We start from the raw sequence: 25,725 nt of genomic DNA, 5'->3' as shown, positions 1-25,725 counted from the left end.
TTTAGTACCTCGGCTTTCTGTCTTTTATTTCTTCTAAAAACTGCAGATAATGATTGTACCTGTATTGAGGTATTTCTCCGATTTCTACAGCTTCTTTTACTGCACACTTTGGTTCTTTGTCATGAAGGCATCCGCGGAACTTGCAGCGCTCGCCTGTCTGATAGATTTCAGGAAAACAATATGAAAGCCTTTCAGCCTCCATCTCCAAAAAATCAAGCGAACTGAAGCCGGGCGTATCCGCCACAAGTCCAGAACCTACATGGATCAGTTCAACATGCCGGGTTGTGTGCTTTCCCCGGCCAAGATGTGAGGAGATATCATTTGTCTTGAGTTTGAGTTCGGGCTTCATGGCATTAAGCAAGGATGATTTCCCTACGCCGGACTGCCCTGCAAAAACACTGGTTTTACCCTGTAAATACGGCTGCAGCTTTTCAATCCCTTCGTTTGTTTTTGAAGAAGTGGTGATCACTGCATATCCAGTTTTTTTATAATCGGCGATATATTTTTCAATTTCTTTTACCTTGGACTCCTGCAGCAAGTCCATTTTGCTGATACAGATTATCGGCTCAACTTCATTATCTTCTATCAAAGCCAAAAAACGGTCCAGCAGGGCCGTGCTGAAGTCAGGTTCGACCGCAGAAAATACAAGGATAGCCTGATCTATATTGGCAATCGGCGGCCGGACCAGCTCATTTTTCCGGTCTTTCACTTCTAAAATATAGCCGTCCGTTGGATTTTCAGCCTGATATACAACTGAGTCGCCAACAAGCGGAGTCACTTTATTCAGACGGAATACTCCCCTGCCGCGGCATTGAATCACATTCCCGCCGTCCAGCACATAGTAAAAACCGCTTAGTGCTTTTATAATTTTGCCCTCCGGCATAGCCTCACTCCTTTTTTAAAGTCAATCTTCCGGATATGGCACCTGCTCGTCCATGATGACCTGATCGTCTCTCATTACTTTGATTTCCGCTTTATCGTTAAAAGGGATTGTAAGCTCAATTTTTCTTTTGTCAGGACTGGTGATTGTAAAGCTATCTGCCGGCTCCTTCATGGTTCTTGTCAGGTCACTTATATAAATTTTCACCAGCTGGGATTTCCCTTCGGTATCTGGTTCATAGTCGATAGAAACTTCTTTGCTGACCGTTTTAGGCGGCGGTTCCTTTGCCCCTTTTGAAAGTATGACACTGACCGTGCTGCCTTTTTTAATCTCCGTGCCGGCAGAAGGGGACTGAGATATGACCAGACCTTCAGAAATGGCATCATTATACTCTGCTTTATCTGAATCGATGGTAATTCCCGTTTCTGCTTCATAATCATCCAGGCTCGCTTTACTGTACTTTGTTAAATCTCTTAAAGTTACTTTTTCCGGGCCCTTGCTTACTGTAAAATCAAATACTGTATCAGAAGGCACAATTTTCAATCCTGCTCCAGGATATTGCGAAAGGATGGTACCCGCATCGCTGTCATCATATTCTTCTGTGATGTTTATATTTTTGATACCCAACTTTTTAAGGCTGGATCTTACATCATCGATATCCATATCCCTATAATCCGCGACATCGGTCTTTTCCCTGCCAATACTTTGGTAGATATTCACTTCGGTTCCTTCTTTGACTACCTGGCCTTCTGCCGGATCTGTTTTGATCACCTTTCCATCTGGAACATCTTCATCTTCAAGCTTTATAGTTTCTCCTATTGCCAATCCCTTATCGAGCAAAAGAGTCATTGCATCATCAAGATTTTCATTTTTAACACTTGGAATCTTAATTTCTTTTGCAGCAAACAGGTTAGGGAATACTGTAAGGGCCATTACTCCGAGCAAGGCTAATACCACAAAAGTAGTGACTAGAATAATAGGCAGCCTTTTCCGTCTTTTCTTGGTTTTGGTTTTGGTTTTCTTTTTCTTCTTGTTGTTAAGCTTTTTTCCATCCGGTTTCACCACGGGCTCTGGTTCCTCGGCTCCTGCCTGTTTATCAACAGGATCTGCAGACTTCTCGTGTCCTCTGACAATAGTTTCATCATAATTGGAAATACTGTCTTGGGTTATGATCGGGATGGCTTTGGTAGCATCATCATCCATTGGAATGATGAAGGGCTTTTCATTCTGCCTTTCAGGGTCAAGTGCAGTTCTGATATCCTCTTCCAACGCATCTACACTTTCATAGCGGTAATAAGAGTCCTTGGCAGTAGCTTTCAGAATAATATTTTCTACGCTTTGCGGGATTGCCGGATTCCAGCGCTTTGGCGACGGGGTTTCTGACTGAAGATGTTTAAGGGCAATAGAAACAGCCGACTCCCCGGAAAACGGCAGCCTTCCTGTCAGAAGTTCAAACATAACAATCCCAAGCGAGTAAATATCTGACTTTTTATTAGCCATTCCTCCTCGTGCCTGTTCTGGAGAAAGGTAATGGACGGATCCCAGAACAGCATTTGTCTGGGTAATATTTGTGGAACTGAGTGCCATGGCTATGCCAAAGTCCGTGATCTTCACGGTTCCCTGTTCATCAATAAGAATGTTTTGCGGCTTAATATCCCTGTGGATAATTCCGTTATGATGGGCATGTGAAATGGCTGCTGTAATTTGTTTCATAATATCCAGCGCTTTTCTTATCGGAACAGGATAATGCTTTTGTATGTATTGCTTTAATGTGAGGCCATTAACATATTCCATCACGATATAATAGATATCGTCTTCTTCCCCGACGTCATATATGCTCACAATATTAGGGTGGGCAAGGCTAGTTGCGGATTGGGCTTCACGATTAAAACGTTTGATGAATTCTTCATCATTGTTAAAATCCATGCGCAGAATTTTTAATGCCACCTCGCGTTCAAGGATCATATCCCTTGCAAGGTACACATTGGCCATTCCTCCGCCGCCAACCATATCCAACAGCTTGTAGCGGCCATTAATTCTTTTACCGATCAGCATCCCACTCACCCGCTTTCGCTTTCATTCGAAAATTCAACAAGCACTAGGGTGATATTGTCTTCTCCGCCATTTTGATTGGCCTGGCCGATCAAAGAACCCGCTTTATCCTGGAGCTGCTTTTCTCTCAGCACAATATTCTTCATATCATCTGCATTTAGTTTATTGGACAGGCCGTCAGAGCATAATAAAAGCAAGCTGCCCCGATCCATGTAAATGGTCGCTATATCAATCTCCACATATAACTCTGTTCCCAAAGCGCGCAATAAAACATTCTTCCGCGGATGATGCTCTGCATCTTCCCTCGAAATCTGCCCAGACCGGACAAGTTCATTAACTAAAGAATGATCTTCAGTAACCTGCTTGAATTCGCTTCCGTCAAATAAATAACATCTGCTGTCACCTATATTGGCAATCGTAATAAAAGCCTCCGTACATATGGCAGCAACAATGGTTGTCCCCATACCCTGGCATTCTGTGTTCTTTTCCGAATGCTCAAACAGCAGTTTGTTCACTTTGACTATGTGGTCGCGAAACCATTCCTCTGCATCATCCGGAGATAGAATGTCAACAGACTGCGACCAGCTTTTGCTCATATAATCTATCGTCATTTCACTGGCAACATCACCGGCACGGTGGCCGCCCATGCCATCTGCAACGATGGCAAGGCGGACGCCTTGCGGATTAAGAAAGATACCGCCATTATCTTCATTATGCTGGCGGACCTTTCCTCTGTCTGTCATAAATATTGCCTTCATAGGTTCACCTCGTCTCTTCTTTTCGCTCCTTAGCCCGAAGCTGGCCGCATGCAGCGTCAATATCCGAGCCTTGTTCCCTGCGGATCGTAACGTTGACACCATGGTTTTTCAGCGTTTTTTCAAAAAGGAAAATTTGTTCCCGAGGTGTTCTCACATAGTTGCGTTCCGGCACATAGTTAACCGGAATTAAATTCACATGGCACTTAATGCCTTTAATCAGCCTTGCAAGCTCTTCTGCATGCTCTACCTGATCATTTTCACCGCCAAACAGGCCATATTCAAAGCTGATTCTTCTGCCTGTCTTTTCTGTATAATATTTCACAGCTTCGATAAGATCTGGAAGCTTATAGGCACGGTTGATCGGCATAAGCTTGCTTCTAAGCTCTGAATTTGGGGCATGCAGGGAAATGGCAAAGTTTATCTGCATTTCTTCATCCGCAAACTTATAAATTTTCGGGATGATTCCGCTCGTTGAAACCGTGATATGGCGGGCACCAATATTCAATCCTTTTTCGTGATTAATATTTTTAAGGAATGAAAGCATATGGTCATAATTGTCAAATGGTTCACCTATACCCATTATAACGACAGAACTTACTCTTTCGCCAGTTTCATCGAGCGCCTGCTGTACTTTTACGACTTGTGCGACGATTTCTCCTGCTTCAAGATTCCGTTTTAATCCTCCAAGCGTGGAAGCACAGAATGTACAGCCAATACGGCACCCTACCTGTGTAGTGACACAAACTGAATTACCATATTCATGGCGCATTAAAACTGTTTCAATGGAATACCCGTCATGGAGTTCGAATAAAAACTTGATTGTGCCATCGTTTGATGTTTGCTGTATTAATGTATTTAGAGTTGTTATGGAAAAGCTGTCCTCTAATTTGTCGCGAAGCCCTTTATTTAAATTGGACATTTCTTCAAAGCTTCCGACTCTTTTTTTGTATAGCCAGTCATATACCTGTTCTGCCCTGAATGGCTTTTCGCCGTTATCTGAAAGCCACTCCCTTAACTGATGCAGCTCGAGTGAATAGATGGAAGGCTTCTCCTGAGATTTTTCTTTTTTATTTCTTACTGTTAACACTTCTGCCATTTACTGTACCTTCTTTCTAAAGCTGGCAATGAAAAAGCCATCGCCGCCAAAATCCTGAGGCAAGACCTGGATTTTATGATTAACTGCGAATGGTTTAATTCCATCCGGCATTCTGTCCTTCAATTCCGTATCCATTTCAAAATCGGGATTAGCCGCCAAAAACGCTTCTGCGACTTCATCATTTTCTTCCCTGTCTACTGTGCATGTGCTGTAAATCAGCCTTCCTCCCTTTTTGAGGAGCGGTGCAGCTGCCTCGAGAAGATTTTGCTGAATGACGGACAGTCTCATTATATCATCTTTTGATTTTGTATACTTTACATCAGGCTTTCTGCGCATGACGCCAAGTCCTGAACACGGGGCATCTACAAGGATCCGGTCAAATCCTTCCTTATTAAAAACTTCCTGCACTTTCCTGCTGTCATATGCCAAAACTTTAATATTCCTTAGACCCAGCCGTTCCGATTGTTCTTTAATCAGCTTCACTTTATGTTCATGAAGATCAAGAGCAGTAACCTGCCCAGTCGACAAACCTTCTGCAATATGAGTCGTTTTGCCTCCAGGTGCCGCACAGCAATCAAGAACCATATCATTGCCGCTGGCTCCCAGTGCATATGCAGCCATCATGGAGCTTTCATCCTGAATGGAAAGAAGACCCATTGAATAGCTTTCCGAATGAGCAAGATTTCCGCTAAGGGAATGTATTGCTTCAGGTATGATGGTACTTTTCTCGACTTGAAACCCTTCCTCTGTTAATGCGCTGATCAGCTCATCCCTGGTAATTTTTTTCGTATTTACCCTTGCTGTCTGTACTGGCGGTATCAGGTTCAGCTCGCACATTTCTTCGGTTCTTTCTTTCCCAAGCTGTCCAATCCAGCGTTCAACAAGCCACTCGGGGGTGCTTGTTGATATGGATATCTTTTTTGCTTCGTCTTCAATATCTTCCAATGAAGGAACGCCATTTCGCTGAATGTTTCTCAGTACTCCATTTACCATAGAGGAAATCCCCTTATGGCCGCGCTTCTTGGCAATTTCTACAGCTTCGAAAATAATCGCATGATCAGGGACTTTGTCTAGGTAGATGGTTTGATACAACGACAGCCTCAGAAGATTGATGACCCAGGAAAGTGTTTTCTTTTGGTTCTTGATAAACGGCTGCAAATAATAATCCAGTGTCATTTTCCTTTGTATGGTGCCATAAGCAATTTCCGTAAGCAGTGCGCTGTCTGCTTGGGACAGCTTATTTTTATTAATGACAGTGTTCAGCAATAAGTTACTGTATGCCTGATTTTTTTCAACTGATTCTATAACATCCAATGCTATTTCTCGGACATTTTTCTTATTTTGACTCATTCTCTTCTCCTAACTTCAATCCGGCTGTAATAAACGAACCGGCACCGCGCAAGTAATCTTTTGCACTCATTCTTTTCTTCCCGGACGGCTGCAGCTCCGTGATTAATACGGCAGTCTTATTTCCGGTTGCTACTAAAATCCCATTATCTTCAATTGAAATAATTTCACCTGGAGGTTTTTCTTTGTCAGTATGCAGTTTTGCCGCTTCCCAGATTTTTAAAACTTCCCCGTTCATCAAAGTGTAAGAGATCGGCCAAGGATTCAACCCGCGAATTTGATTATAAATATCTTCACCTGAATGATCCCATTTTATTTTCTCATCAGCACGCTTTATATTTGGTGCAAATGTAGCCTCCTCATCATTTTGTTTAATTGGGGACAATTCACCCTTGATGAGTTTAGGAATGGTTTCAGATAATAAATCAGCTCCTGCAGCACTTAGCTTTTCATGCAGAGTCCCTACATTATCATTTTCCTCTATATCCACTACAGCTTTGGTCAGAATATCTCCGGCATCCAATTTTTCCGCCATATACATGATCGTTATGCCGGTTTTTTCTTTTCCCTGGAGGATTGCGTAATGAATTGGAGCTCCTCCTCTTAGTTCCGGAAGCAGTGAGGCATGCACATTGATGCAGCCTAATGTCGGAGAATCAAGAAGTTCATTAGGAAGAATCTGTCCAAAAGCCGCTGTAACGACTAAATCCGGTTTTAATGAGATTATTTTATCCAACTCTTCTTTCACGCGGATTTTTTCCGGCTGAAATACAGGGATTCCGTGTTTTTCTGCTTCGATTTTGACCGGCGGCGGTGTAAGCACCCTTTTTCTTCCCACAGGGCGGTCAGGCTGGGTGACAACCCCGATGACTTCATATCCATCCGTGATGAGCCGCTGAAGGACTGGCACCGAAAAATCAGGCGTTCCCATAAAAACAATTTTTGTCATTCTTCTTCATATCCTTCCAATTCTTCTTGTGTTAAATAATGTGTAATTTTGCTTGTAAATAAAATGCCATTTAAATGGTCTATTTCATGCTGGATTGCCCTTGCCAGAAAATCCTCTGCTTCGATTTCGTAGTGATGGCCTTTTCTGTCCTGTGCCTGAACCTTTATTTTGTAAGCTCGTTTCACTTCTCCATAAATATCAGGGAAACTAAGGCATCCTTCAGGTCCCGTTTGTTCTCCGTCCTGTTCAACAATAACAGGGTTGATTAATTCTATTACACCTGATTCGTCATCAATCTCGACTACAGCAATCATTTTCCTCAAGCCGATTTGCGGAGCAGCCAGCCCCACGCCATCAGCTTCAATCATCGTTTCGTGCATATTATTTAGCAGCTTGGCCAAATTTCGGTCAAAATTCGTAACTTTATCACATTTTTGTTCCAGAATTTTATCCGGAAACATAACAATCGGTAATATAGCCAATATAAAATAAACCTCCTATATAAAAACGGCACACGTTCTCCGCTTAAAAACAACCCTATTAATTAATCAGCCGGCTTCCGTAAACAAACCAGGCAGCCGGCAGGAAACTGAAGTCTCAACAACTAGAAACCATTATAAGCTAAAAAACAAAAATCTTCATCCCCAAAAAGCGCAAGTGCCTGTTTAGCCTTGACCAGCATAAGGCGCGGAAGAATAGAAGGCGCTCTTTGACTTCAATTCTTTCGTGAATTATGACCTCGAGAGGCTGGGCACTGAAGCTGGATTAAAAAGCGCAAGTGCCTGTTTAGGGGAACAAAGACTAAGAACGCCTCGCCTCGGCCTGCGGCAATGTCTTCGTGACCCCCATTCCAAACGATGAAGGTACACGCATTTTGCCAAAAGAAAAGCCTTCCTGATGACCGTTTTTCAGGAAGGCTTTAATTATTATTATAATGGGCCGGACTAAAGAATGGCATTCATGTATATTTTTTAGTTCGTTCTGTTTACATCATGATTTGAGGTTTTAAGTCAATTGAAATTTGAAGGTGATGCTGAGATGTTTCCTGCTGGTAGTGCTCCAGAATGGTTCTCATGAGCTTGGGCAGCATCGGTTCCCTTTTGTATTTTATCAGACATTGATAACGATATCTATTGTTAATCCGGGTAATTGGTGACGCTACCGGACCAAGTATGATGGATTTGCTGCTCAAGCCTGAACTTAGATACTTTGTGATTTTTTCGGTAGTGGACACGGCTTTCATTAAATCCTCATGAGAAACCGTAACAAGTGCTACATAGTAATATGGCGGATAATGATTTTGTCTCCTGATCATCATTTCCCGTTCATAGAAAGCATCATAATTCTGAGTACCTGATAATTCAATGCTGTAGTGTTCAGGAGTGTAGGTCTGAATGATAACTTCCCCTTCTAATTCATGCCGTCCTGCTCTGCCGCTAACCTGGGTCAGCAGCTGGAACGTTTTTTCAGAAGAACGGAAATCCGGCAAATGAAGCATGGTATCTGCCGAGAGCACACCCACAAGAGTAATATTGGGAAAATCGAGCCCCTTGGCAATCATTTGCGTTCCGAGGAGGATATCTGCCTTTCCCTCTCCAAATGCCGTAAGCAGGCGCTCATGTGACCCTTTTCTGCTTGTTGTATCAACATCCATCCGGATAACCTTCGCTTGGGGTAAAAGCTTTACCAGCTCCTCCTCCACCTTTTGGGTGCCTGTACCAAAAAATCGGATATGGTCGCTTGAGCATTCTGGACAAATAGACGGCATGCCTTCTTCATGTCCGCAGTAGTGGCACTTAAGGGAGTCATTAAAGCGGTGATAGGTCAGCGATATGTCGCAGTTCGGGCAGTTCAGTACGATACCGCAGCTCCGGCACATCACAAAGGAAGAGTGGCCCCTTTTATTTAAGAGCAGTACCATTTGTTCTCCCTTTTCCACACGATCTTTCATCTTCTCAAAAAGGATTTCTGAAAACATAGATCTGTTTCCTGAACGGAGTTCTTCTCTCATATCCACAATCTGGACAGAAGGCATGGCATGATTGTTCATCCTCTTAGTTAGAGTCAAAAGGGTGTACACACCTTTTTGCCCCCGTGCAAAGGATTCCAGTGCAGGAGTCGCACTTCCTAAGATAACCGGGCACTTATGGGAAAGAGCCCTTTCAATTGCAGCATCCCTGGCATGGTATCTTGGAGTTTCTTCCTGTTTATAGCTTGATTCATGCTCCTCATCAATTATGATAATCCCCAAATTTTCAAATGGAGCAAAAACAGCAGAACGTGCTCCAACAACAACCTTTACTTCCTTGCGGTGGATTTTTCTCCACTCGTCATATTTTTCACCCGCAGACAGCCCGCTGTGCATGACGGCCACCTGTTCTCCGAAACGTTCCTTAAAACGTTTGACTGTTTGAGGAGTCAGGGATATTTCAGGAACAAGCATAATTGCTTCTTTTCCTTTTTGCAAAACCGAATCAATAGCCTGGAGATAAATTTCCGTTTTGCCGCTTCCAGTCACGCCATACAAAAGGAATACTTCATGTTTTTCAGCTTCGATAGCCGAGACCACCGGCTTTAGCGCTACTGCTTGTTCGTCTGTCAGGTCAAAAGGCTTTGTTCTTTCGAATACCCTGTCTTGATAAGGATTGCGGTAAATTTCCTCTTCTGTTTCAGCAAGGATTTTCTTATCCTCAAGCGCCTTAATGGTACTTGTGGAGGCATTCGTTTTTTCCGTAAGCTCCTTTAAGCTGATCTTTCCAGGGCTGCTGATGAAAAACCTGACAACAGCCCGCTGTTTTTTTGAATTCTGCGATAGCGTTTTATCAAATTCCTCCAGCTCTTCAGGAGAAAGAAGCGGCTCGATATAACGGGCCGTTTTTTTATTAGTCCTGTTTTTCACATGGTAAACCAGCTCCAGATTTCCTTTTTGGACTTCTCCCTGGAGCAATGCCATATGATTGCTGTTTAATGCTTCATTCCATTCTATAGAGCCGTTTCGATCAAGCAATTGCTTGATGGCAGGATGCAGAGTTTCTTGTTTGCCTGGAGGAGCCTGGAGCACTTTTTCATACTTTGCTTTCATTGCTGCAGGAAGCATGGATTGCAGGGCAGATATCTTAAAGCACATTGTTTCCTCCGTAAGCCAATCTCCAAGACCCAGAAGTTCTTCATTCAAAACAGGCTCAAGATCCATAGGTTCTTTTATTTCCCTCAGCTTCCCAAACTCACTGGCGGATTTTAGGGCAGTAACGAACCCCTGGACCATCCGCGGGCCAAAAGGGACAATAACCCTCATCCCTGGCCTGATTGCATCTATCCATTTATCAGGAATCCGGTAATCGAATTCCCTGTCTGTCTGTTTAGCAGGAACATCAACGATAACCGAGGCTATATTCATGAATCATCAGTCCTTTTTGAGCAGATGGACAGCTTCGTTAAGAATATTTAAGGCCGCATCCCTTTTGCTCATTTTAGGGAGCTCCAAGCTTGTCCCATCTTTTTTATATATGGTGATAATATTTGTATCCGTTCCAAATCCTGCTCCATCTAGGGATACATTATTGGCAATAATCATGTCTGCATTTTTTCTTTCCAGTTTACCGCGCGCATAATTTTCTACATTTTCTGTTTCAGCGGCAAAGCCTATCAGAATTTGTCCAGACTTTTCCCTGCCTAATTCCTGCAGGATATCTCTGGTCCGTTTCAGCCTAAGGACATGCTCGCCAGTCTGTTTTTTCATTTTTTGCCCATGATACTCTTCCGGTGTGTAATCCGCTACAGCTGCTGTTTTTATGACAGCGTCACAATCCTTAAATGCGTGCATGACTTCCTGGTACATATTTTCAGCAGATTCGACAGAAATAAAGCTTACACCAGCGGGAGGAGACAGGGAAACCGGGCCGGAAATCAGCAAGACCTCCGCTCCCATTTCAATTGCCTGCTCTGCAAGGGCATACCCCATCTTTCCGGACGACTGATTTGTAAGATACCGGACCGGATCAATATGTTCCCTTGTGGGGCCAGCGGTAATGATAAACTTTTTCCCGCTGAGGGGTTTACTGTTTTTTACCGGATTGAAATGCTTTTCGATATTGCTGATAATTTTTTCCGGTTCCTCAAGTCTGCCCTTTCCAACATATCCGCAGGCAAGATAGCCTTCGGAGGGTTCGATAAACCGGAATCCATAATCATGAAGCTGTAATATATTTTTTTGTACAGCAGGTTTGCTATACATATTTACATTCATGGCAGGAGCAATCCAAACAGGAGAGTTTGAAGCCAAAATTGTTGTCGTTACCATATCATCAGCAATTCCGTTTGCAAGCTTTCCGATTATATTTGCCGTAGCAGGAGCCACAACAATGAGATCCGCCCAGTCAGCGAGATCAATATGTGCAATAACTTCAGGATTTTTCTCGTCAAATGTATCTGTAAACACATCATTTCTCGACAGAGCCAGGAAGGTCAGCGGGGCAACAAACTTGCATGCTGATTCACTCATAATGACCTTCACCTTTGCACCTGCCTGAGTAAGTTTACTAGTTAAAGCAGCTGCCTTAAATACGGCAATGCCTCCTGTAACACACAAGAGAATTTTCTTATCTGTAAGCATCTAATATCCCCCAACTACTCTCTTTTTTCCTTCATTATGAAGGAACCCGGCAAAAAAATCACGTATTAGCGGTTAAGGCATCTGACTCTTTTTTTGCTGGGTCCTGCCTTATTTCTGCAAATGAAAAGGGCAGACAGCCGGCCAAAATTGAAGGAAACCTTTTCTCAAAGCTTCAATTCAATTAGTATCCGGTGTCAAACCCTCTAAAATGAATAAAAACGACTATATTCGGAAATAAATCAGTTAATTAATTATTGCTCTTCATACTGATTTTTGTAAGTAAGTTCGCCAGTATGGATTTCTTCCAGCGCTTTGCCAACTGGCTTAAAGCTCACCGGCTTTTCAATCTTGCAGTCATTCTTGATCTGCATGACCCTTGCACGTTTAGCAGCCACAGAAACCAGGGAGTATTTTGAATCAATTTTTTGCAGTAATGAATCGATAGATGGATATAACATATTATTCAGCCTCCAGCATTTTTTTATATCGTAATGAAACTCTTTCCCTGCGGCAATGTTCAGCAATAACAATAGCATTGATACGATTGCACGCAAGCTCTACTTGATCATTTTCCACTACATAATCATATAAGTCCATTAACTCAATTTCTTCCTTCGCAGCAGTCATTCTGCGGTGTATCAGATCATCTGACTCTGTTCCGCGGGTGACTATGCGGTTTTTGAGTTCCGACAAACTTGGCGGTGCAAGGAAAATGAACAAGCCCTCAGGGAATTTTTCCCGAACCTGCCTTGCTCCCTGTACTTCAATTTCCAGGAAAACATCTTTTCCGGCATCCAGAGTTTCTCTTACATAATCAACAGGGGTGCCGTAATAATTGCCCACAAACTCAGCATACTCCAAAAGCTTCCCTTGATCCAGCAGGGCCTCAAATTCCTCCCTTGTCTTAAAGAAATAATCAATTCCGTCCACTTCCCCTTCACGAGGAAGCCTTGTTGTCATTGAAATTGAATATTCAAAGGCAGTATCCGGCTGTGAAAAAATTTCTTTTCGCACAGTTCCTTTTCCAACTCCCGAAGGACCAGATAAAACAATCAGTAACCCTTTTTCTCTCATTTCTTTATTTACCCCTCTTCCACGCTGTCATCCCGGTCATGAAGACGGGCTGCAACTGTCTCTGGCTGAACGGCAGATAAAATAACATGATCAGAATCAGTTATAATAACCGCCCTTGTCCTTCTTCCATATGTAGCATCTATTAAAGATCCCCTGTCACGGGCATCCTGTATGATTCTCTTTATCGGAGCTGATTCCGGACTCACGATTGAAACAATCCGGTTTGCGGAAACAATGTTTCCAAAACCGATATTTATGAGCTTGATAGACATTTTTGTCCCCCATCCATATTCTATTGTGACCATGTAACAATTATCATAATCAAACTACTCGATATTTTGAACCTGTTCTTTCATTTTTTCAAGAAAACTTTTCAATTGCACAACATTTTGCGCAATAGCTGCATCAGAGGATTTCGAACCAATTGTATTGACCTCCCGATTCATTTCCTGAACCAAAAAATCAAGCTTTCTTCCCACCGGCTCTTTCTCATTCAGCGTGCCGGAAAATTGGGCAAGGTGGCTTTCAAGCCTTGTAATTTCTTCATTAATGTCTGAACGGTCAGAAAATATCGCCACTTCGGTCAGCAGCCTGCCTTCTTCAATTAAATTTCCTGAGAGTTCCATCATCCTGTCTGCCAGCCGTTTTTTATAATGCTGTGCAACAGCAGGGGCGTAATCCTTTAAACTCTGCAAACAATGTGCAAACTTCTTCAGGTGCATCCCAAGATCTTTAGCAAGAGCTGTTCCTTCTTGAACCCTCATCTTGCTGAGAGCATCGAGAGCATACGAAAAAGCATCCATTAAAAGAGGTTCAATGGCATCGGGATCATGTGCCGTTTCCCTGATGGCAAACATGCCTTCAATTTGAAGCAAATCAGAAGCGGAAGCTGAAGAAGTTAACTGGAATTTGCGGCTTGCCTCATCCATAAGCGTAAAATATTGCTCTGCGAGTCCCCAATCAAGCTCCAGCGTTTTATGAGACATGCCTGCACCATCTATAGAAATCATGATTTCAGCCCTGCCTCTTCGTATGTATTCATTCGCTTTTTTCTTTAGCTTTTCTTCAAGCACCAAAATTTGCCGCGGCATCCGGATATTATATTCGCAAAATCGATGGTTCACAGTCTTTATTTCTGCTGCCACCTTCACAGAGCTGTTTTCCGCTATGCCTCTGCCGTATCCTGTCATACTGATAACCATGTGGAGGCACATCCTTCAATGACTGTTTTAATGAATCCTGTCAGCTCTAAATCTTTACTTAAACAAACGCAATCTATTATGAGTGCATATCATTAAAATCATTATAAAATAAAAAGGTAATAGAGGCGGACTCTACTACCTTGACAATTATATCATATTTCACTTTGTTTTTCTTACTAAAAAAGATCCAGCAAGCAAAAAAGTTGGAATTGATGCCATGCCGAGAATTAATAGCCAGTCTCTGGGAACGATTGGAACAGTATGAAATATCGTCTGAAGCGGCTGATAATAAATGACAGGCAGTACCAAAACCAGTGAAGACAGAACTGCACCTACCAGATAAGGATTGCCAAATGGGTTTCTTGAAAAAATGGAAACCTCGCTGCGGCAGTCAAATACATGGATGAGCTGGGCCAGTACCAATGTTGTAAAAGCAACAGTCTGTGCATATGGCAGCCTGTCCGGGTGTGCTTTATACACAACCATAAAGGCGATCAATGTGGATAGCCCGATTAAAAATCCACGTGAAATAATTTTCCAGCCCAGCCCTCTTGCGAAAACGCCTTCGTTCTGGCTGCGCGGACCTCTTTTCATCACATTACCCTCTGCCTTATCGAGTCCCAATGCCATTGCAGGAAGTCCATCTGTCACTAAATTCACCCAAAGAATCTGGATAGGAATCAAGGGAAGCGGCAATGCACACAGCATGGCAAAAAACATAACCAGGATTTCTCCTACATTTGAAGCAAGAAGGTATCGGATGAACTTACGGATGTTTTCGTAGATATTTCTTCCTTCTTTAATGGCTGATTTGATGGTGGCAAAGTTGTCGTCAAGCAAAATCAGAGACGAAGCTTCTTTTGCAACGTCTGTTCCTGTGATGCCCATTGAAATTCCAATGTCTGCTGACTTAATGGCAGGCGCATCATTTACCCCATCTCCTGTCATGGCGACAACATGGCCTTTATTTTGGAGAGCTTTAACAATTTTCAGTTTATGTTCTGGAGAAACCCTGGCAAAAACGGCTACGTCTTCCACCGTATTTTCCAGTTCTTCTATAGACATATTCGAGAGCATCCTTCCCTCCATGACCTTTTCCTTTCCGCGTAATATCCCAAGCTGTCTTGCAATCGCCTTTGCGGTAGCCGCATGATCTCCTGTTATCATCACCGTTCTGATGCCGGCTTCCCGGCACTCCTTTACGGCCTGTTTTACCTCGGGCCTCGGTGGATCTATCATCCCTTGCAGGCCCATGAAAATCAGGTCTTTCTCTGCTTCTGATTCGTCAAGCAGTACTGTGCCGGAAGAAATCGGCTTATATCCTACAGCAATAGTTCTCAGAGCTTGTTCTGCCAAGCCGTCAACTGCCTTTTGAACTTGCTGGACACTGTCTCTTGTCAGGTACTGTGTTTTATCATCCCATAATACTGATTCACATTGAGATATAAGCACATCAGGAGCTCCTTTGGCCACAACGAAATGCTTGCCGGCCTCATCGCTCACTACAACACTCATCATTTTCCTCGTTGAATCAAACGGAAATTCTTTTATAATCTTGAACTTTTCGTTTAACTGTTTTCTGTTTAACCCGGCCTTCATGGCTGCAACTAGAAGTGCTCCCTCGGTGGGATCACCATCCATGATGTATTTTTCATCTTTTGCAAGAAGCTCTGCGTTATTGCAAAGCATGCCGAATGTAAGCAATTGCCTCAATGACTTTTCATCCTTCAGCGATATCTTTTTTCCTTCATGAAAGAATTCTCCTTGGGGCTCATATCCCGTCCCGCTGACATTCCAGGTTGTACCTCCGCTCCATAAATGAGTTACAGTCATTTTATTTTGGGTCATGGTTCCTGTTTTATCCGAACAAATGACAGAAGCGCAGCCGAGGGTTTCGACAGCTGGCAGTTTGCGCACGATTGCCTTCTTTTTTATCAGGCGCTGCACACCAAGAGATAAAGCTACTGTCACTATGGCCGGAAGTCCTTCAGGAATGGCAGCAACTGCAAGCGATACACCTGCAAGGAACATAGTATAAAGATTATTGCCCTGAATTACGCCTGTAACTACTACAATCAGAGTCAGAAACAAGGCTGTAACGATCAAGATCTTGCCAAGCTGCTCTAACCTGCGCTGCAAAGGAGTAACCACCGTTTCTGCGGAATGCAGGAGGTCTGCAATTTTGCCCATGGCTGTATTCATGCCAATTCCGATAACAATACCTGTACCGCTTCCCCGTGTAACCATGGTTCCCATAAAGGCCATATTTTCCTCATCACCGATTCCATCAGGTTCATGTCCGATTGGTTCATGTGTCTTGACAGCAGGCAGAGATTCTCCTGTTAGAGCAGATTCCTCAATCTCCAGGCTCGAAGATTCTATAATTCTCAGATCAGCCCCGATACGGTCACCGCTGGAAAACTTAAAAACATCACCGACGACAGCTTCTCTCGATGGGACTTTCCTCCATTCACCGTCCCGCAGAACCTGTATCTGCGGTGCAGCCATATCTTTTAAAGCTTCAAGCGATTTCTCTGCCCTTCTTTCCTGAAAAAAGCCCAAAATACCATTTACGAAGACGATAGCAATAATTGCAATGGCATCGATATATTCTCCGAGCAGTCCGGATATCAAGGTTGCTGCAAGCAAAACGATTACCATAAAATCTTTAAACTGCGCAAAGAACAGTAAAAGTGCCGATTGTTTTTCACCCTCGTGAAGTTCGTTATAACCCTTATCCTGCTGCCTCTTTTTAACTTCTTCATCTGTCAGCCCCAGCTTCCTATTTGTCCCCAGGGCAGCCTCGATTTCTTTTGCATTCATTTCCCGGAACTTCATTCAGTATCACACATCCTCCACTTAGAATGAAACGGCGGCCGGTTTCCTTTTAGCAGCCATAAAATCCAAACTCACCTTCACTTCACTGAACCAATGAAACATCCATCACGTCTCTTCTTCCATGCATATTCAGACTCGTCCAAAAAAATGATATAATTATAAGAAAAGCGAAAGCGCCTTATTTATAGGTTCAAAGACTAGGAACGCCGCGTCCTGCGGCAACGTCTTTGTGACCCCCATCCTGGGGGCCTAAGCAAATAGGGATTTGGCATTCGAAGGCGTTCTTTGCCTTCGGAGGACAAATCATCTTTTGCATAGCGAGCTAGGCGCTGTAGCTGGATATAACGAAAAGCGTAAGCGCCTTGTTCATAGGATCAAAGACTAGGAACGCCGCGTCCTGCGGCAACGTCTTTGTGACCCCCATCCTGGGGGCCTAAGCAAATAGGGATTTGGCATTCGAAGGCGTTCTTTGCCTTCGGGTGACAAATCATCTTTCAATGTTCGAAGGCTAAATACTCTGCTTCCTGCAGAAACGCCTTCATGACCTGCATCCTGCAGGCCCCAGCGAGCTAGGCGCTGCAGCTGGACAACCGAAAAGCGTAAGCGCCAGCCACATAAGCATAGAAGGCGCTCTTTGCCTTCAATGCTTATGTGGCTTATGACCTCGAGAGGCTAGGCGCTGCAGCTGGATCTAGCGAAAAGCCCCTTGGAAATGGCAATAATAAAGCATCTTATAGCGAAAGTTGCCCGTTTCAATGTTAAGATGGAAGATAACCTTATATTTATTATGCAAGTACTAGAGTAAAGGAAGTATGATATATGTCTTTTGATGGCTTATTTACCAAAGCAATGACTGAGGAAATTTCCGCACTTTTAACAGGCGGCAGAATCAATAAAATTAATCAGCCGTATAAAAATGAACTTGTTTTTATCGTCCGCGCCGGCGGGAAAAACCATAAGCTGCTCCTCTCCGCACATCCAAGCTATGCCAGGGTTCAGGTGACACAGGAGAGCTATGAGAATCCTAAAGAGCCGCCTATGTTCTGCATGCTTTTAAGAAAGCACCTTGAAGGGTACACAATAGAAAAAATTTATCAGTCCGGCCTGGACAGAATCATTATTTTTGAGGTGAAAGGAAGAAATGAACTTGGCGATATTTCACAGAAGAAATTAATTGTGGAAATTATGGGACGGCACAGCAATATCATCCTTGTTGACCAAGAGAGAAATATGATTCTTGATAGCGTTAAACACGTATCATACGCTGTCAACAGCTACCGGGCTGTCCTGCCGGGCCAAACGTATCTGGCTCCGCCGCCGCAGGAGAAAATCAATCCTTTTACTTCCAATGAAGAAGAACTTTCAAGAGTGCTTGACTTCAATGCCGGAAAGCTTGATCGCCAGCTTGTTGACCATTATGCCGGCGTCTCTCCATTATTTGCAAAGGAAGTGATCAGCCTCGCAGGATTAGCGAACCGGTCAACAGTTCCTGCCGCATTTTTTTCTCTAATTAATATTCTCAAAGGGCAGGAATATTCCCCTTCATTAATAAGTGATGAAAATAAAGAATCGTACTATATGATTCCGCTTGAACATATTGGGCATAATACGCGAACCTTTCCTACTTTAAGCGAGCTATTGGACCGCTATTATTTTGGAAAAGCTGAGAGGGACAGGGTCAAGCAGCAGGGGAATGATTTAGAGCGTTTTATCTCAAATGAAATCGACAAAAATCAGAAAAAAATAGGAAAGCTGCAAAAGACACTGAAGGATAGTGAACGCGGCGAACAATATCAATTGTTTGGCGAGCTTCTGACAGCAAATTTATTCCAGATTAAACGCGGCATGAAAGAAGTAGAAGTGGTTAATTATTATACCGAAGATAGCCAGACGGTAAAAATCCCTTTAAGTCCGCAAAAATCACCTTCTGAAAATGCGCAAAAATACTTTTCCAGATACCAAAAAGCAAAGAATTCAGTAGGCTTCGTACTGGATCAAATTGAAAAGGCTGAAACAGAAGTTGCTTACTTCGAAACCCTTTATCAGCAGCTTCAATCCGCTTCTCCGCGGGATATTGAAGAAATAAGGGAAGAGCTTCAGGAAGAAGGTTACATCCGCCAGAAGCAAAGAAAAGGAATGAAAAAACCGGCAAATACCAAACCGCAGCTGGAAACCTACTATTCTTCTGAAGGAGATCCCATATTCGTCGGCAAAAACAATAAGCAAAATGACTATCTAACAAATAAGTTTGCCAGAAGAGATGAATTGTGGTTCCATACAAAGGATATTCCTGGCTCCCATGTGGTCATCCGCAGCGAGGAACCAAGCGAACAAACAATCAAGGAAGCAGCTGCTTTGGCGGCCTACTTCAGCAAGGCAAAAGATTCTGGTTCTGTCCCGGTGGATTTTACAAAAGTCCGCTATGTAAAAAAACCAAATGGCTCAAAACCCGGTTTTGTCATTTATGATAACCAGCAGACGGTTTACGTCACACCACAAGCCGATCTGGTCATCTCTTTAAAAGAAAACCGTTCTGTAAAATAAAACATCAATGGTTTTCTCCGCCATGCACCGAAGTTCTTCATGGCTTTCAAGTCTGGACTAGAGTATGCCATTCGCTAAATCTGGAAAAAACAAACAAGCTTGCCCCACGCAGCGGGGGCAAGCTTGTTTGTGCTTTATACGCTGAGCCAGGCTCTATCAGCCGGGTCCTTTTTCCATTGACGAAGTTTTTCCAGATCTCCTTTTTCAATATATCCAGATTCACTTGCTGCTTGAATTAAAGATGTATAATCACATAGCGAATAAGTTTTGATTTGCTCTTTTTCAAACCTCTCAATTCCGCTGGATAATCCATAGGTGAATATTGAAACCACCCCAGCTACTGCACATCCAGCTTCCTGCAGGGCTTTAACAGCCGTTATGGAGCTTCCGCCCGTTGAGATTAAATCCTCCACGACGACTGCTTTCTGTCCTGGATTGATTTTCCCTTCAATCTGGTTTTGTTTGCCGTGCCCCTTTGCCTTTGAACGAACATAGCACATTGGGAGATCCATAAGGCTGCTGACCCATGCAGCATGCGGAATACCTGCCGTGGCCGTACCCGCTATCAATTCTGTTCCAGGGAAATGCTGAAGAATTAATTCCTTCAAGCCCAGCGCGATTTCATTGCGCACTTCCGGGTACGACATCGTCAGGCGATTATCGCAATATATAGGAGATTTAATTCCGGAAGACCATGTAAACGGTTCATGCGGTTTGAGGCTGACTGCACCAATGTCTAATAAATGCTCTGCTATTTTCCTTTTCATACCCTTGTCCCCTTCCAGGCTTTAAGAATAGTTTCATAGGCTTGGGCAGGATCAGCCGAACCTGTAATTGCCCTGCCGCACACAATGGCATCGGCACCAGCCGATCTTGCCTGCTCTGGCGTAGCCACTCTATTTTGGTCATGAATATCATTTTCTTTTACCCTGATTCCAGGAGCAACCGTAAAAAAACCTGTACCGAGATGTTCATGGATTCTTTTGACTTCATGTATTGAGCAAACTGCACCATCAAGGCCTGAATCGCTGACAAGTCTTGCATAGTGCAAAACACAGGCATCAAGTGTTTCTTTTATCAGCTGTTCATTTTGCATTTGCAGTTGAGAAGTGCTAGTCAACTGTGTAACGCCGATGCACATGGGGCGCTTCTTCCCGGCAGCCGTTCCTGCATCAAGGCCCTCAAGCGCTGACTCCATCATTCTCTTCCCTCCTGCTGCATGAACATTGACAATATCCGGTTCAAGCGAAGCAAGACCCTTCATTGCTGATTTAACGGTATTTGGAATATCATGCAATTTCAAATCCAAAAAAACCTTATGTCCGAGTTCCTTCAATGTATATATGATTGAAGGCCCATTTTGATAATAAAGCTCCATCCCTATTTTTAAAAAGAGCCCCGAATCTCTAAAATCCGATAAAAATTCCTTCACTTTTTTTGTGTCGGGAAAATCAAGCGCGATGATAAGCGGGTTTTCCATGTCTTTTCCAGCTCCTTCCCCTGCATTCAGAAATGTGATCAAACCCTAGTTCCTCAAGAAGCACAGGCAGTTTTTTAATGATTTCCGGGCATATAAACGGATCGGTAAAGTTCGCTGTGCCGACTGCAACAGCACTTGCACCTGCGTAAAAAAACTCAATTACATCTTCTGCGGACGAAATTCCGCCCATGCCAATAATCGGGAGATTCACCTGCTGGCTTACTTCGTAAATCATCCGAAGTGCCACCGGCTTGATTGCAGGGCCGGAAAGACCCCCGGTTTTGTTTGCCAGTACAGGTTTTGCTGTTTTTACGTCCAGGCGCATCCCCAAAAGTGTATTGATCATGGTTAATCCGTCTGCTCCTCCGTCTTCCGCTGCTTTAGCCATTTCTGTTATATTTGTTACATTTGGGGACAGCTTTACATAGACAGGAACCTCAGATACTTCTTTTACTGCTTTTGTGACTGTTTTAGCCACTTCCGGATTTGTTCCGAAAGCAATGCCGCCTTCCCTGACATTCGGGCAGGAGATATTCAGCTCCAGCGCTTTCACATTTTGTGATTTGCTGATTTCCCTTGCGACTGTGATGTAGTCTTCAATCTGCGAGCCGGCTATATTCGCCACGATGGGCACATCAAATCGGCTTAGCCATTTTAGCTCTTCGTTTATAACCTTTTCGAGACCTGGATTTTGCAGTCCAATAGCATTTAGCATTCCGGAAGGAGTTTCTGCGACCCTCGGGGTATCATTTCCAAACCTGGGCTCTGGTGTTGCAGCTTTGATCATGATAGCCCCAAGCTCGTTTAAGTCATATAGCCCGCTGAATTCCCTGCCAAATCCAAAACATCCGGATGCAGGCATAACAGGATTTTTCAGCTCCAGGCCAGGCAATTCAGTGTATAGCTTGTTCATAAAATCACCTCTCCTGCACGAAAAACCGGACCATCGCTGCAAACTTTTCTATAGCCCGTTCCATCATGATCATCACCAGTACGGCAGACGCATGCAAAGCACGCCCCAATTCCGCATCCCATCCGTTCCTCAAGTGAAAGATACAAATTTTTATCTTCATATCTTTTTGCCAGTTCCTTCAGCATAAGGGTTGGCCCGCAAGAGAAGATAAAGTCAAAATCATCGGCAATACTGTCCATAATATCAGTGACGAAGCCTTTCTTTCCGTATGTTCCATCTGCGGTTGCTATACGTGTTTCACCGAGTTTTGCAAATTGTCTTTCATAGAAAACAGCTTTTTTCGTCTGGAAACCCAATGTGTGAAGAACATTTGCACCGCGTTTTTTCAGCCTGCAGGAAAGTTCGTACAATGGCGGCACACCGATGCCGCCTCCTGCCAGAAGCACATTATCGCCAGCATTTACTTTTTCAACCGGAAAGCCATTTCCTAGCGGACCAAGCACGTCCACTGAATCATTTTCCTTTTTCTCGGACAAAAGCGCTGTACCTTTTCCGTCTGCCCGATATATCATAGTAAACTGATTTTCATTACTGTTAATGGAACAAATGCTGATGGGCCTTCTTAAGAGCGGCTCGCTTCCTTGCCCGGTTTTCACATGCACAAACTGCCCAGGCTGTGTCATTTCAGAAACAAGTCCGCCCTGAAGTGTCAATTCGAAAATGTTTTCTGCAATTTCTGTCTGCTTTGCAATTTTCATTTTTTCTTTTTTAATCACGAATTAATCATCTCCCGGCTATTATCGGTCTTTTCCATAGCTTCTGCTGAAAAATTCATCGATTCGATAACCCGTAAAATTGCTGCAGCTGTATCAAGGGATGTCAAACATGGAATGCCATTTTCTACAGATTCACGCCTGATTCTAAAACCATCACGTTCAGGCTGTTTTCCTTTTGTCAGAGTATTGACAATAAGCTGTGCCTCGCCGCTGCGGATTACATCCAGCAGGCTTCTCTCCCCTTCGCCGATTTTCCCTACAGTCAAAACCGGTATAGAAGCCGCCGTTAATAGAGCCGCTGTCCCGCTAGTTGCCAGCAGCTTATATCCGATATTATGAAAACGGCGTGCAAGCTTCAAGGCTTCCTGTTTGTCCTTGTCCGCCACTGTCAGAAGAACAGATCCATGCTCTTTTATCCTGATCCCCGATGCTACAAGCCCCTTATATAAAGCCTTCTCAAGTGTATGGTCCTTACCCATCACTTCTCCGGTAGATTTCATTTCAGGCCCAAGTGTAATGTCAACTCTTCTTAACTTGGCAAAAGAAAACACAGGAACTTTTACATAAACTCCTTTTTTCTCAGCGATAAGACCACCGGGCCATCCAAGTTTTTCGAGGCTGTTTCCCAAAATAACCTTTGTTGCAAGATTGGCCATCGGCACACTTGTAATCTTGCTCAAAAAGGGGACGGTCCGGCTGGATCTCGGATTTACCTCTATTACATAGACTTCATCATTGCTGATCACATATTGGATGTTTAATAAACCGATAATATTCAAGCCTTTGGCAAGGCGAGCGGTGTATTCTGCAATTCTCTCTTTTTGATCTTTCGTAAGGCTCTGCGGGGGGTATACTGCAATCGAGTCGCCCGAATGCACTCCTGCCCTCTCTATATGTTCCATGATGCCTGGGATGATCACGGTTTCTCCATCCGAAATGGCGTCTACTTCAATTTCTTTGCCTGTTAAATAACGGTCAATAAGCACTGGATGCTTCGGATTCACCTTAACCGCATTCTTCATATAGTGAAGCAGTTCATCTTCTTTATAAACGATTTCCATAGCCCTTCCGCCAAGCACATAGGATGGCCTTACCAAAACTGGATAGCCTATATCATCTGCGATGGCTGCCGCTTCTTCTGCTGAAAAAGCGGTTTTTCCTTTTGGCTGGGGAATGCCAAGCTCTGTTAATGCCTGCTCGAATTTATTTCTGTTTTCTGCACGGTCAAGGTCTTCAAGGGAGGTCCCGAGAATCCTGACTCCCCTTTCCGCCAGCTGTGCAGCCAGATTAATTGCTGTTTGGCCCCCAAATTGCACAACAACACCAATCGGTTTTTCCAGATCGACAATATGCATGACATCTTCTGTTGTCAAGGGTTCAAAATACAGCTTGTCTGAAATGCTGAAATCCGTTGAAACCGTTTCAGGATTATTGTTGATGATAATCGCTTCATAGCCAGCCTCTTTTATCGCCCGGACTGAGTGTACGGTTGCATAATCAAATTCCACACCCTGGCCGATCCTGATCGGACCTGATCCAAGGACAACGACACTCTCCTTATCAGTGACTATAGACTCGTTTTCTTCTTCGTATGTTCCGTAGAAATAAGGAGTTTCTGATTCAAACTCCGCTGCACAAGTATCCACCATCTTGAACACAGGAACAATTCCTTCCTCATTTCGCCAGGCGTAGATTTCTTTTTCATTTGCATTCCATAGTGAAGCAAGCTTTTTATCGGAATATCCTAATCTCTTTGCTTTCCAGGCTGTTTCTTTATTAAATGGAGAAGAAGCAGCTTCTGTTTCATACGATATTATTTTTTTCAGTTTATGAAGGAAAAATAAATCAATTTTACTCCATTCATGGATGGTTTCGATGCTTATTCCGCTGCGTATTGCTTCCCCTATATAAAACAGGCGTTCATCCCCTGCTTTGCGGATACGTTTTTCCAGCATGGCGGCTTCATATCCGCCTGGCAGCTCCAGGTGGTGCAATCCTGCCTCAAGCGATCGAACCGCTTTTAGAATCGATTCCTCAAATGTACGTCCAATGGCCATAACCTCTCCCGTAGCTTTCATTTGAGTGCCAAGCCTGCGGTTAGCCGATTCGAATTTATCAAAAGGCCAGCGCGGGATTTTTGTTACCACATAATCGAGTGCCGGCTCAAAGCTTGCATAGGTTTTGCCCGTAACAGGATTCATCATTTCGTCAAGCGTAAGCCCCACTGCAATTTTCGCTGCCAGTTTGGCGATCGGATAGCCGGTTGCTTTTGAAGCCAGCGCAGATGATCGGCTTACTCTCGGGTTTACCTCTATTACATAATATTGATAGCTATCAGGATCCAGGGCAAGCTGTACATTGCAGCCTCCTTCAATTTTCAGCGCCCGGATGATTTTAAGGGATGCATTTCTTAGCATTTGATGCTCTCTGTCGCTTAGAGTCTGGGTTGGGGCTGCAACGATTGAATCACCAGTATGGATTCCGACCGGATCAAAATTTTCCATATTGCAGACGACAATGGCATTATCCTTTGAATCTCTCATGACTTCATATTCGATTTCCTTGAAGCCTGCAATGCTTTTTTCAATCAGACATTGTGAAACAGGGCTGCTTTTCAGTCCGCCTGCTACGATTTCTTCCAGCTCCTTTTCATTTTCACAAATGCCGCCGCCGGTTCCTCCAAGCGTGAATGCCGGCCGGACAATGATGGGAAAGCCAATCTTTTCGACAAAATTCTTTGCTTCCTGAATGGAATGGATGATATCGCTGTCAGGGACTGGTTCACCCAGTTCATTCATCAAGGACCTGAACAGATCTCTGTCTTCCGCCTTTTCAATGGCAGAGAGTTTCGTGCCGATGACTTTAACACCGCATTCCTCGAGAATTCCTGAATTAGCAAGCTCCACTGCCATATTCAAGCCTGTTTGTCCTCCCAATGTAGGAAGCAGCACATCCGGCCGTTCTTTACGGATAATTCTTGAGACGAATTCAAGTGTAATCGGCTCTATGTAAACGGCATCCGCCATTTCGCTGTCCGTCATGATGGTAGCCGGATTGGAGTTGATCAGTATCACCCTGTATCCCTCTTCTTTTAATGCGATGCAGGCTTGGGTACCGGCATAATCGAATTCTGCCGCCTGGCCGATTACAATCGGCCCTGATCCAATTACTAGAATGCTTTTGATGTCTGTTCGTTTAGGCATA

Annotated in this window: 20 protein-coding genes; 1 reads left to right on the top strand and 19 read right to left on the bottom strand. The window is 43.7% G+C overall.

Going from position 1 to position 25,725, the window contains the following annotated elements; translation table 11 throughout:
• Position 1: 1 nt before the first annotated feature.
• The 14 genes from rsgA to BM126_RS03315 all read right to left on the bottom strand — a co-directional run bounded on the left by rsgA (position 2) and on the right by BM126_RS03315 (position 16,808).
• Complete coding sequence (gene rsgA / locus BM126_RS03380; RefSeq protein ID WP_090988108.1) at positions 2-883, bottom strand: ribosome small subunit-dependent GTPase A; 882 nt, start codon at positions 881-883, stop codon at positions 2-4.
• Between the two features lie 21 nt (positions 884-904).
• Positions 905-2,935, bottom strand: coding sequence for a Stk1 family PASTA domain-containing Ser/Thr kinase (gene pknB / locus BM126_RS03375; RefSeq protein WP_090988106.1), 2,031 nt, complete (start codon positions 2,933-2,935; stop codon positions 905-907).
• A gap of 5 nt (positions 2,936-2,940) precedes the next feature.
• Positions 2,941-3,690 (bottom strand): Stp1/IreP family PP2C-type Ser/Thr phosphatase, encoded by a 750-nt coding sequence (locus BM126_RS03370; protein ID WP_090988104.1) that lies wholly within the window; start codon positions 3,688-3,690, stop codon positions 2,941-2,943.
• A gap of 4 nt (positions 3,691-3,694) precedes the next feature.
• Positions 3,695-4,786, bottom strand: coding sequence for a dual-specificity RNA methyltransferase RlmN (gene rlmN, locus BM126_RS03365; RefSeq protein WP_090988102.1), 1,092 nt, complete (start codon positions 4,784-4,786; stop codon positions 3,695-3,697).
• Positions 4,787-6,136 (bottom strand): 16S rRNA (cytosine(967)-C(5))-methyltransferase RsmB, encoded by a 1,350-nt coding sequence (rsmB, locus tag BM126_RS03360; RefSeq protein ID WP_090988100.1) that lies wholly within the window; start codon positions 6,134-6,136, stop codon positions 4,787-4,789.
• Positions 6,123-7,082: a methionyl-tRNA formyltransferase gene (gene fmt, locus BM126_RS03355; RefSeq protein ID WP_090988098.1), complete on the bottom strand. Its 960-nt coding sequence runs from the start codon at positions 7,080-7,082 to the stop codon at positions 6,123-6,125. The genes rsmB and fmt overlap by 14 nt, the downstream gene beginning before the upstream one ends.
• The gene (gene def, locus BM126_RS03350; RefSeq protein ID WP_090988096.1) at positions 7,079-7,564 is read right to left on the bottom strand and encodes a peptide deformylase; all 486 of its coding nucleotides are present in this window, start codon (positions 7,562-7,564) and stop codon (positions 7,079-7,081) included. Before def ends, fmt begins: the two co-directional genes overlap by 4 nt.
• Before the next feature lie 503 nt (positions 7,565-8,067).
• The gene (gene priA / locus BM126_RS03345; RefSeq protein WP_090988095.1) at positions 8,068-10,479 is read right to left on the bottom strand and encodes a primosomal protein N'; all 2,412 of its coding nucleotides are present in this window, start codon (positions 10,477-10,479) and stop codon (positions 8,068-8,070) included.
• A 6-nt stretch (positions 10,480-10,485) separates the two neighbouring features.
• Positions 10,486-11,694 carry a bifunctional phosphopantothenoylcysteine decarboxylase/phosphopantothenate--cysteine ligase CoaBC gene (gene coaBC / locus BM126_RS03340; RefSeq protein WP_090988093.1) on the bottom strand — a complete coding sequence of 403 codons (1,209 nt, stop codon included), beginning with the start codon at positions 11,692-11,694 and terminating at the stop codon, positions 10,486-10,488.
• Between the two features lie 251 nt (positions 11,695-11,945).
• A complete protein-coding gene (gene rpoZ, locus BM126_RS03335) occupies positions 11,946-12,152 on the bottom strand; it encodes a DNA-directed RNA polymerase subunit omega (RefSeq protein WP_071349448.1) in 207 nt (68 codons plus the stop codon).
• 1 nt (position 12,153) lies between these two features.
• Positions 12,154-12,768: a guanylate kinase gene (gene gmk, locus BM126_RS03330; protein WP_071349447.1), complete on the bottom strand. Its 615-nt coding sequence runs from the start codon at positions 12,766-12,768 to the stop codon at positions 12,154-12,156.
• A gap of 8 nt (positions 12,769-12,776) precedes the next feature.
• Positions 12,777-13,040, bottom strand: a complete 264-nt coding sequence (gene remA, locus BM126_RS03325) for an extracellular matrix/biofilm regulator RemA (protein WP_071349446.1) — start codon at positions 13,038-13,040, stop codon at positions 12,777-12,779.
• Between the two features lie 54 nt (positions 13,041-13,094).
• A complete protein-coding gene (locus BM126_RS03320; RefSeq protein WP_090988091.1) occupies positions 13,095-13,970 on the bottom strand; it encodes a YicC/YloC family endoribonuclease in 876 nt (291 codons plus the stop codon).
• A 159-nt stretch (positions 13,971-14,129) separates the two neighbouring features.
• Positions 14,130-16,808 (bottom strand): calcium-translocating P-type ATPase, SERCA-type, encoded by a 2,679-nt coding sequence (locus tag BM126_RS03315; RefSeq protein ID WP_090988089.1) that lies wholly within the window; start codon positions 16,806-16,808, stop codon positions 14,130-14,132.
• Positions 16,809-17,627: 819 nt separating this feature from the next.
• Between BM126_RS03315 and BM126_RS03310 the strand changes: the two genes are divergently transcribed.
• Positions 17,628-19,352 (top strand): Rqc2 family fibronectin-binding protein, encoded by a 1,725-nt coding sequence (locus BM126_RS03310; protein WP_090988087.1) that lies wholly within the window; start codon positions 17,628-17,630, stop codon positions 19,350-19,352.
• Positions 19,353-19,486: 134 nt separating this feature from the next.
• Here BM126_RS03310 and pyrE read toward each other — a convergent pair whose 3' ends face one another.
• Genes pyrE through carB form a run of 5 tightly spaced genes read right to left on the bottom strand, consistent with a single transcriptional unit; the run spans position 19,487 to position 25,724 of the window.
• On the bottom strand, positions 19,487-20,119 hold the full coding sequence (gene pyrE / locus BM126_RS03305; protein ID WP_090988085.1) for an orotate phosphoribosyltransferase: 633 nt from the start codon (positions 20,117-20,119) through the stop codon (positions 19,487-19,489).
• Entirely contained in the window at positions 20,116-20,832 is a 717-nt protein-coding gene (gene pyrF / locus BM126_RS03300; RefSeq protein ID WP_090988083.1) for an orotidine-5'-phosphate decarboxylase, read from the bottom strand. Before pyrF ends, pyrE begins: the two co-directional genes overlap by 4 nt.
• A complete protein-coding gene (locus BM126_RS03295) occupies positions 20,804-21,745 on the bottom strand; it encodes a dihydroorotate dehydrogenase (RefSeq protein ID WP_090988081.1) in 942 nt (313 codons plus the stop codon). The genes pyrF and BM126_RS03295 overlap by 29 nt, the downstream gene beginning before the upstream one ends.
• Positions 21,742-22,521 carry a dihydroorotate dehydrogenase electron transfer subunit gene (locus tag BM126_RS03290; protein ID WP_090988079.1) on the bottom strand — a complete coding sequence of 260 codons (780 nt, stop codon included), beginning with the start codon at positions 22,519-22,521 and terminating at the stop codon, positions 21,742-21,744. The genes BM126_RS03295 and BM126_RS03290 overlap by 4 nt, the downstream gene beginning before the upstream one ends.
• Positions 22,518-25,724: a carbamoyl-phosphate synthase large subunit gene (gene carB, locus BM126_RS03285; RefSeq protein WP_090988078.1), complete on the bottom strand. Its 3,207-nt coding sequence runs from the start codon at positions 25,722-25,724 to the stop codon at positions 22,518-22,520. Before carB ends, BM126_RS03290 begins: the two co-directional genes overlap by 4 nt.
• Between the last annotated feature and the right edge of the window lies 1 nt (position 25,725).

This window comes from Bacillus sp. OV322, assembly GCF_900112495.1.
In the GTDB taxonomy this organism is placed as follows: domain Bacteria; phylum Bacillota; class Bacilli; order Bacillales; family DSM-1321; genus Peribacillus.
The sequence above is the reverse complement of the archived record's forward strand: the minus strand, read 5'-3'. Positions and strand labels throughout refer to the sequence as shown.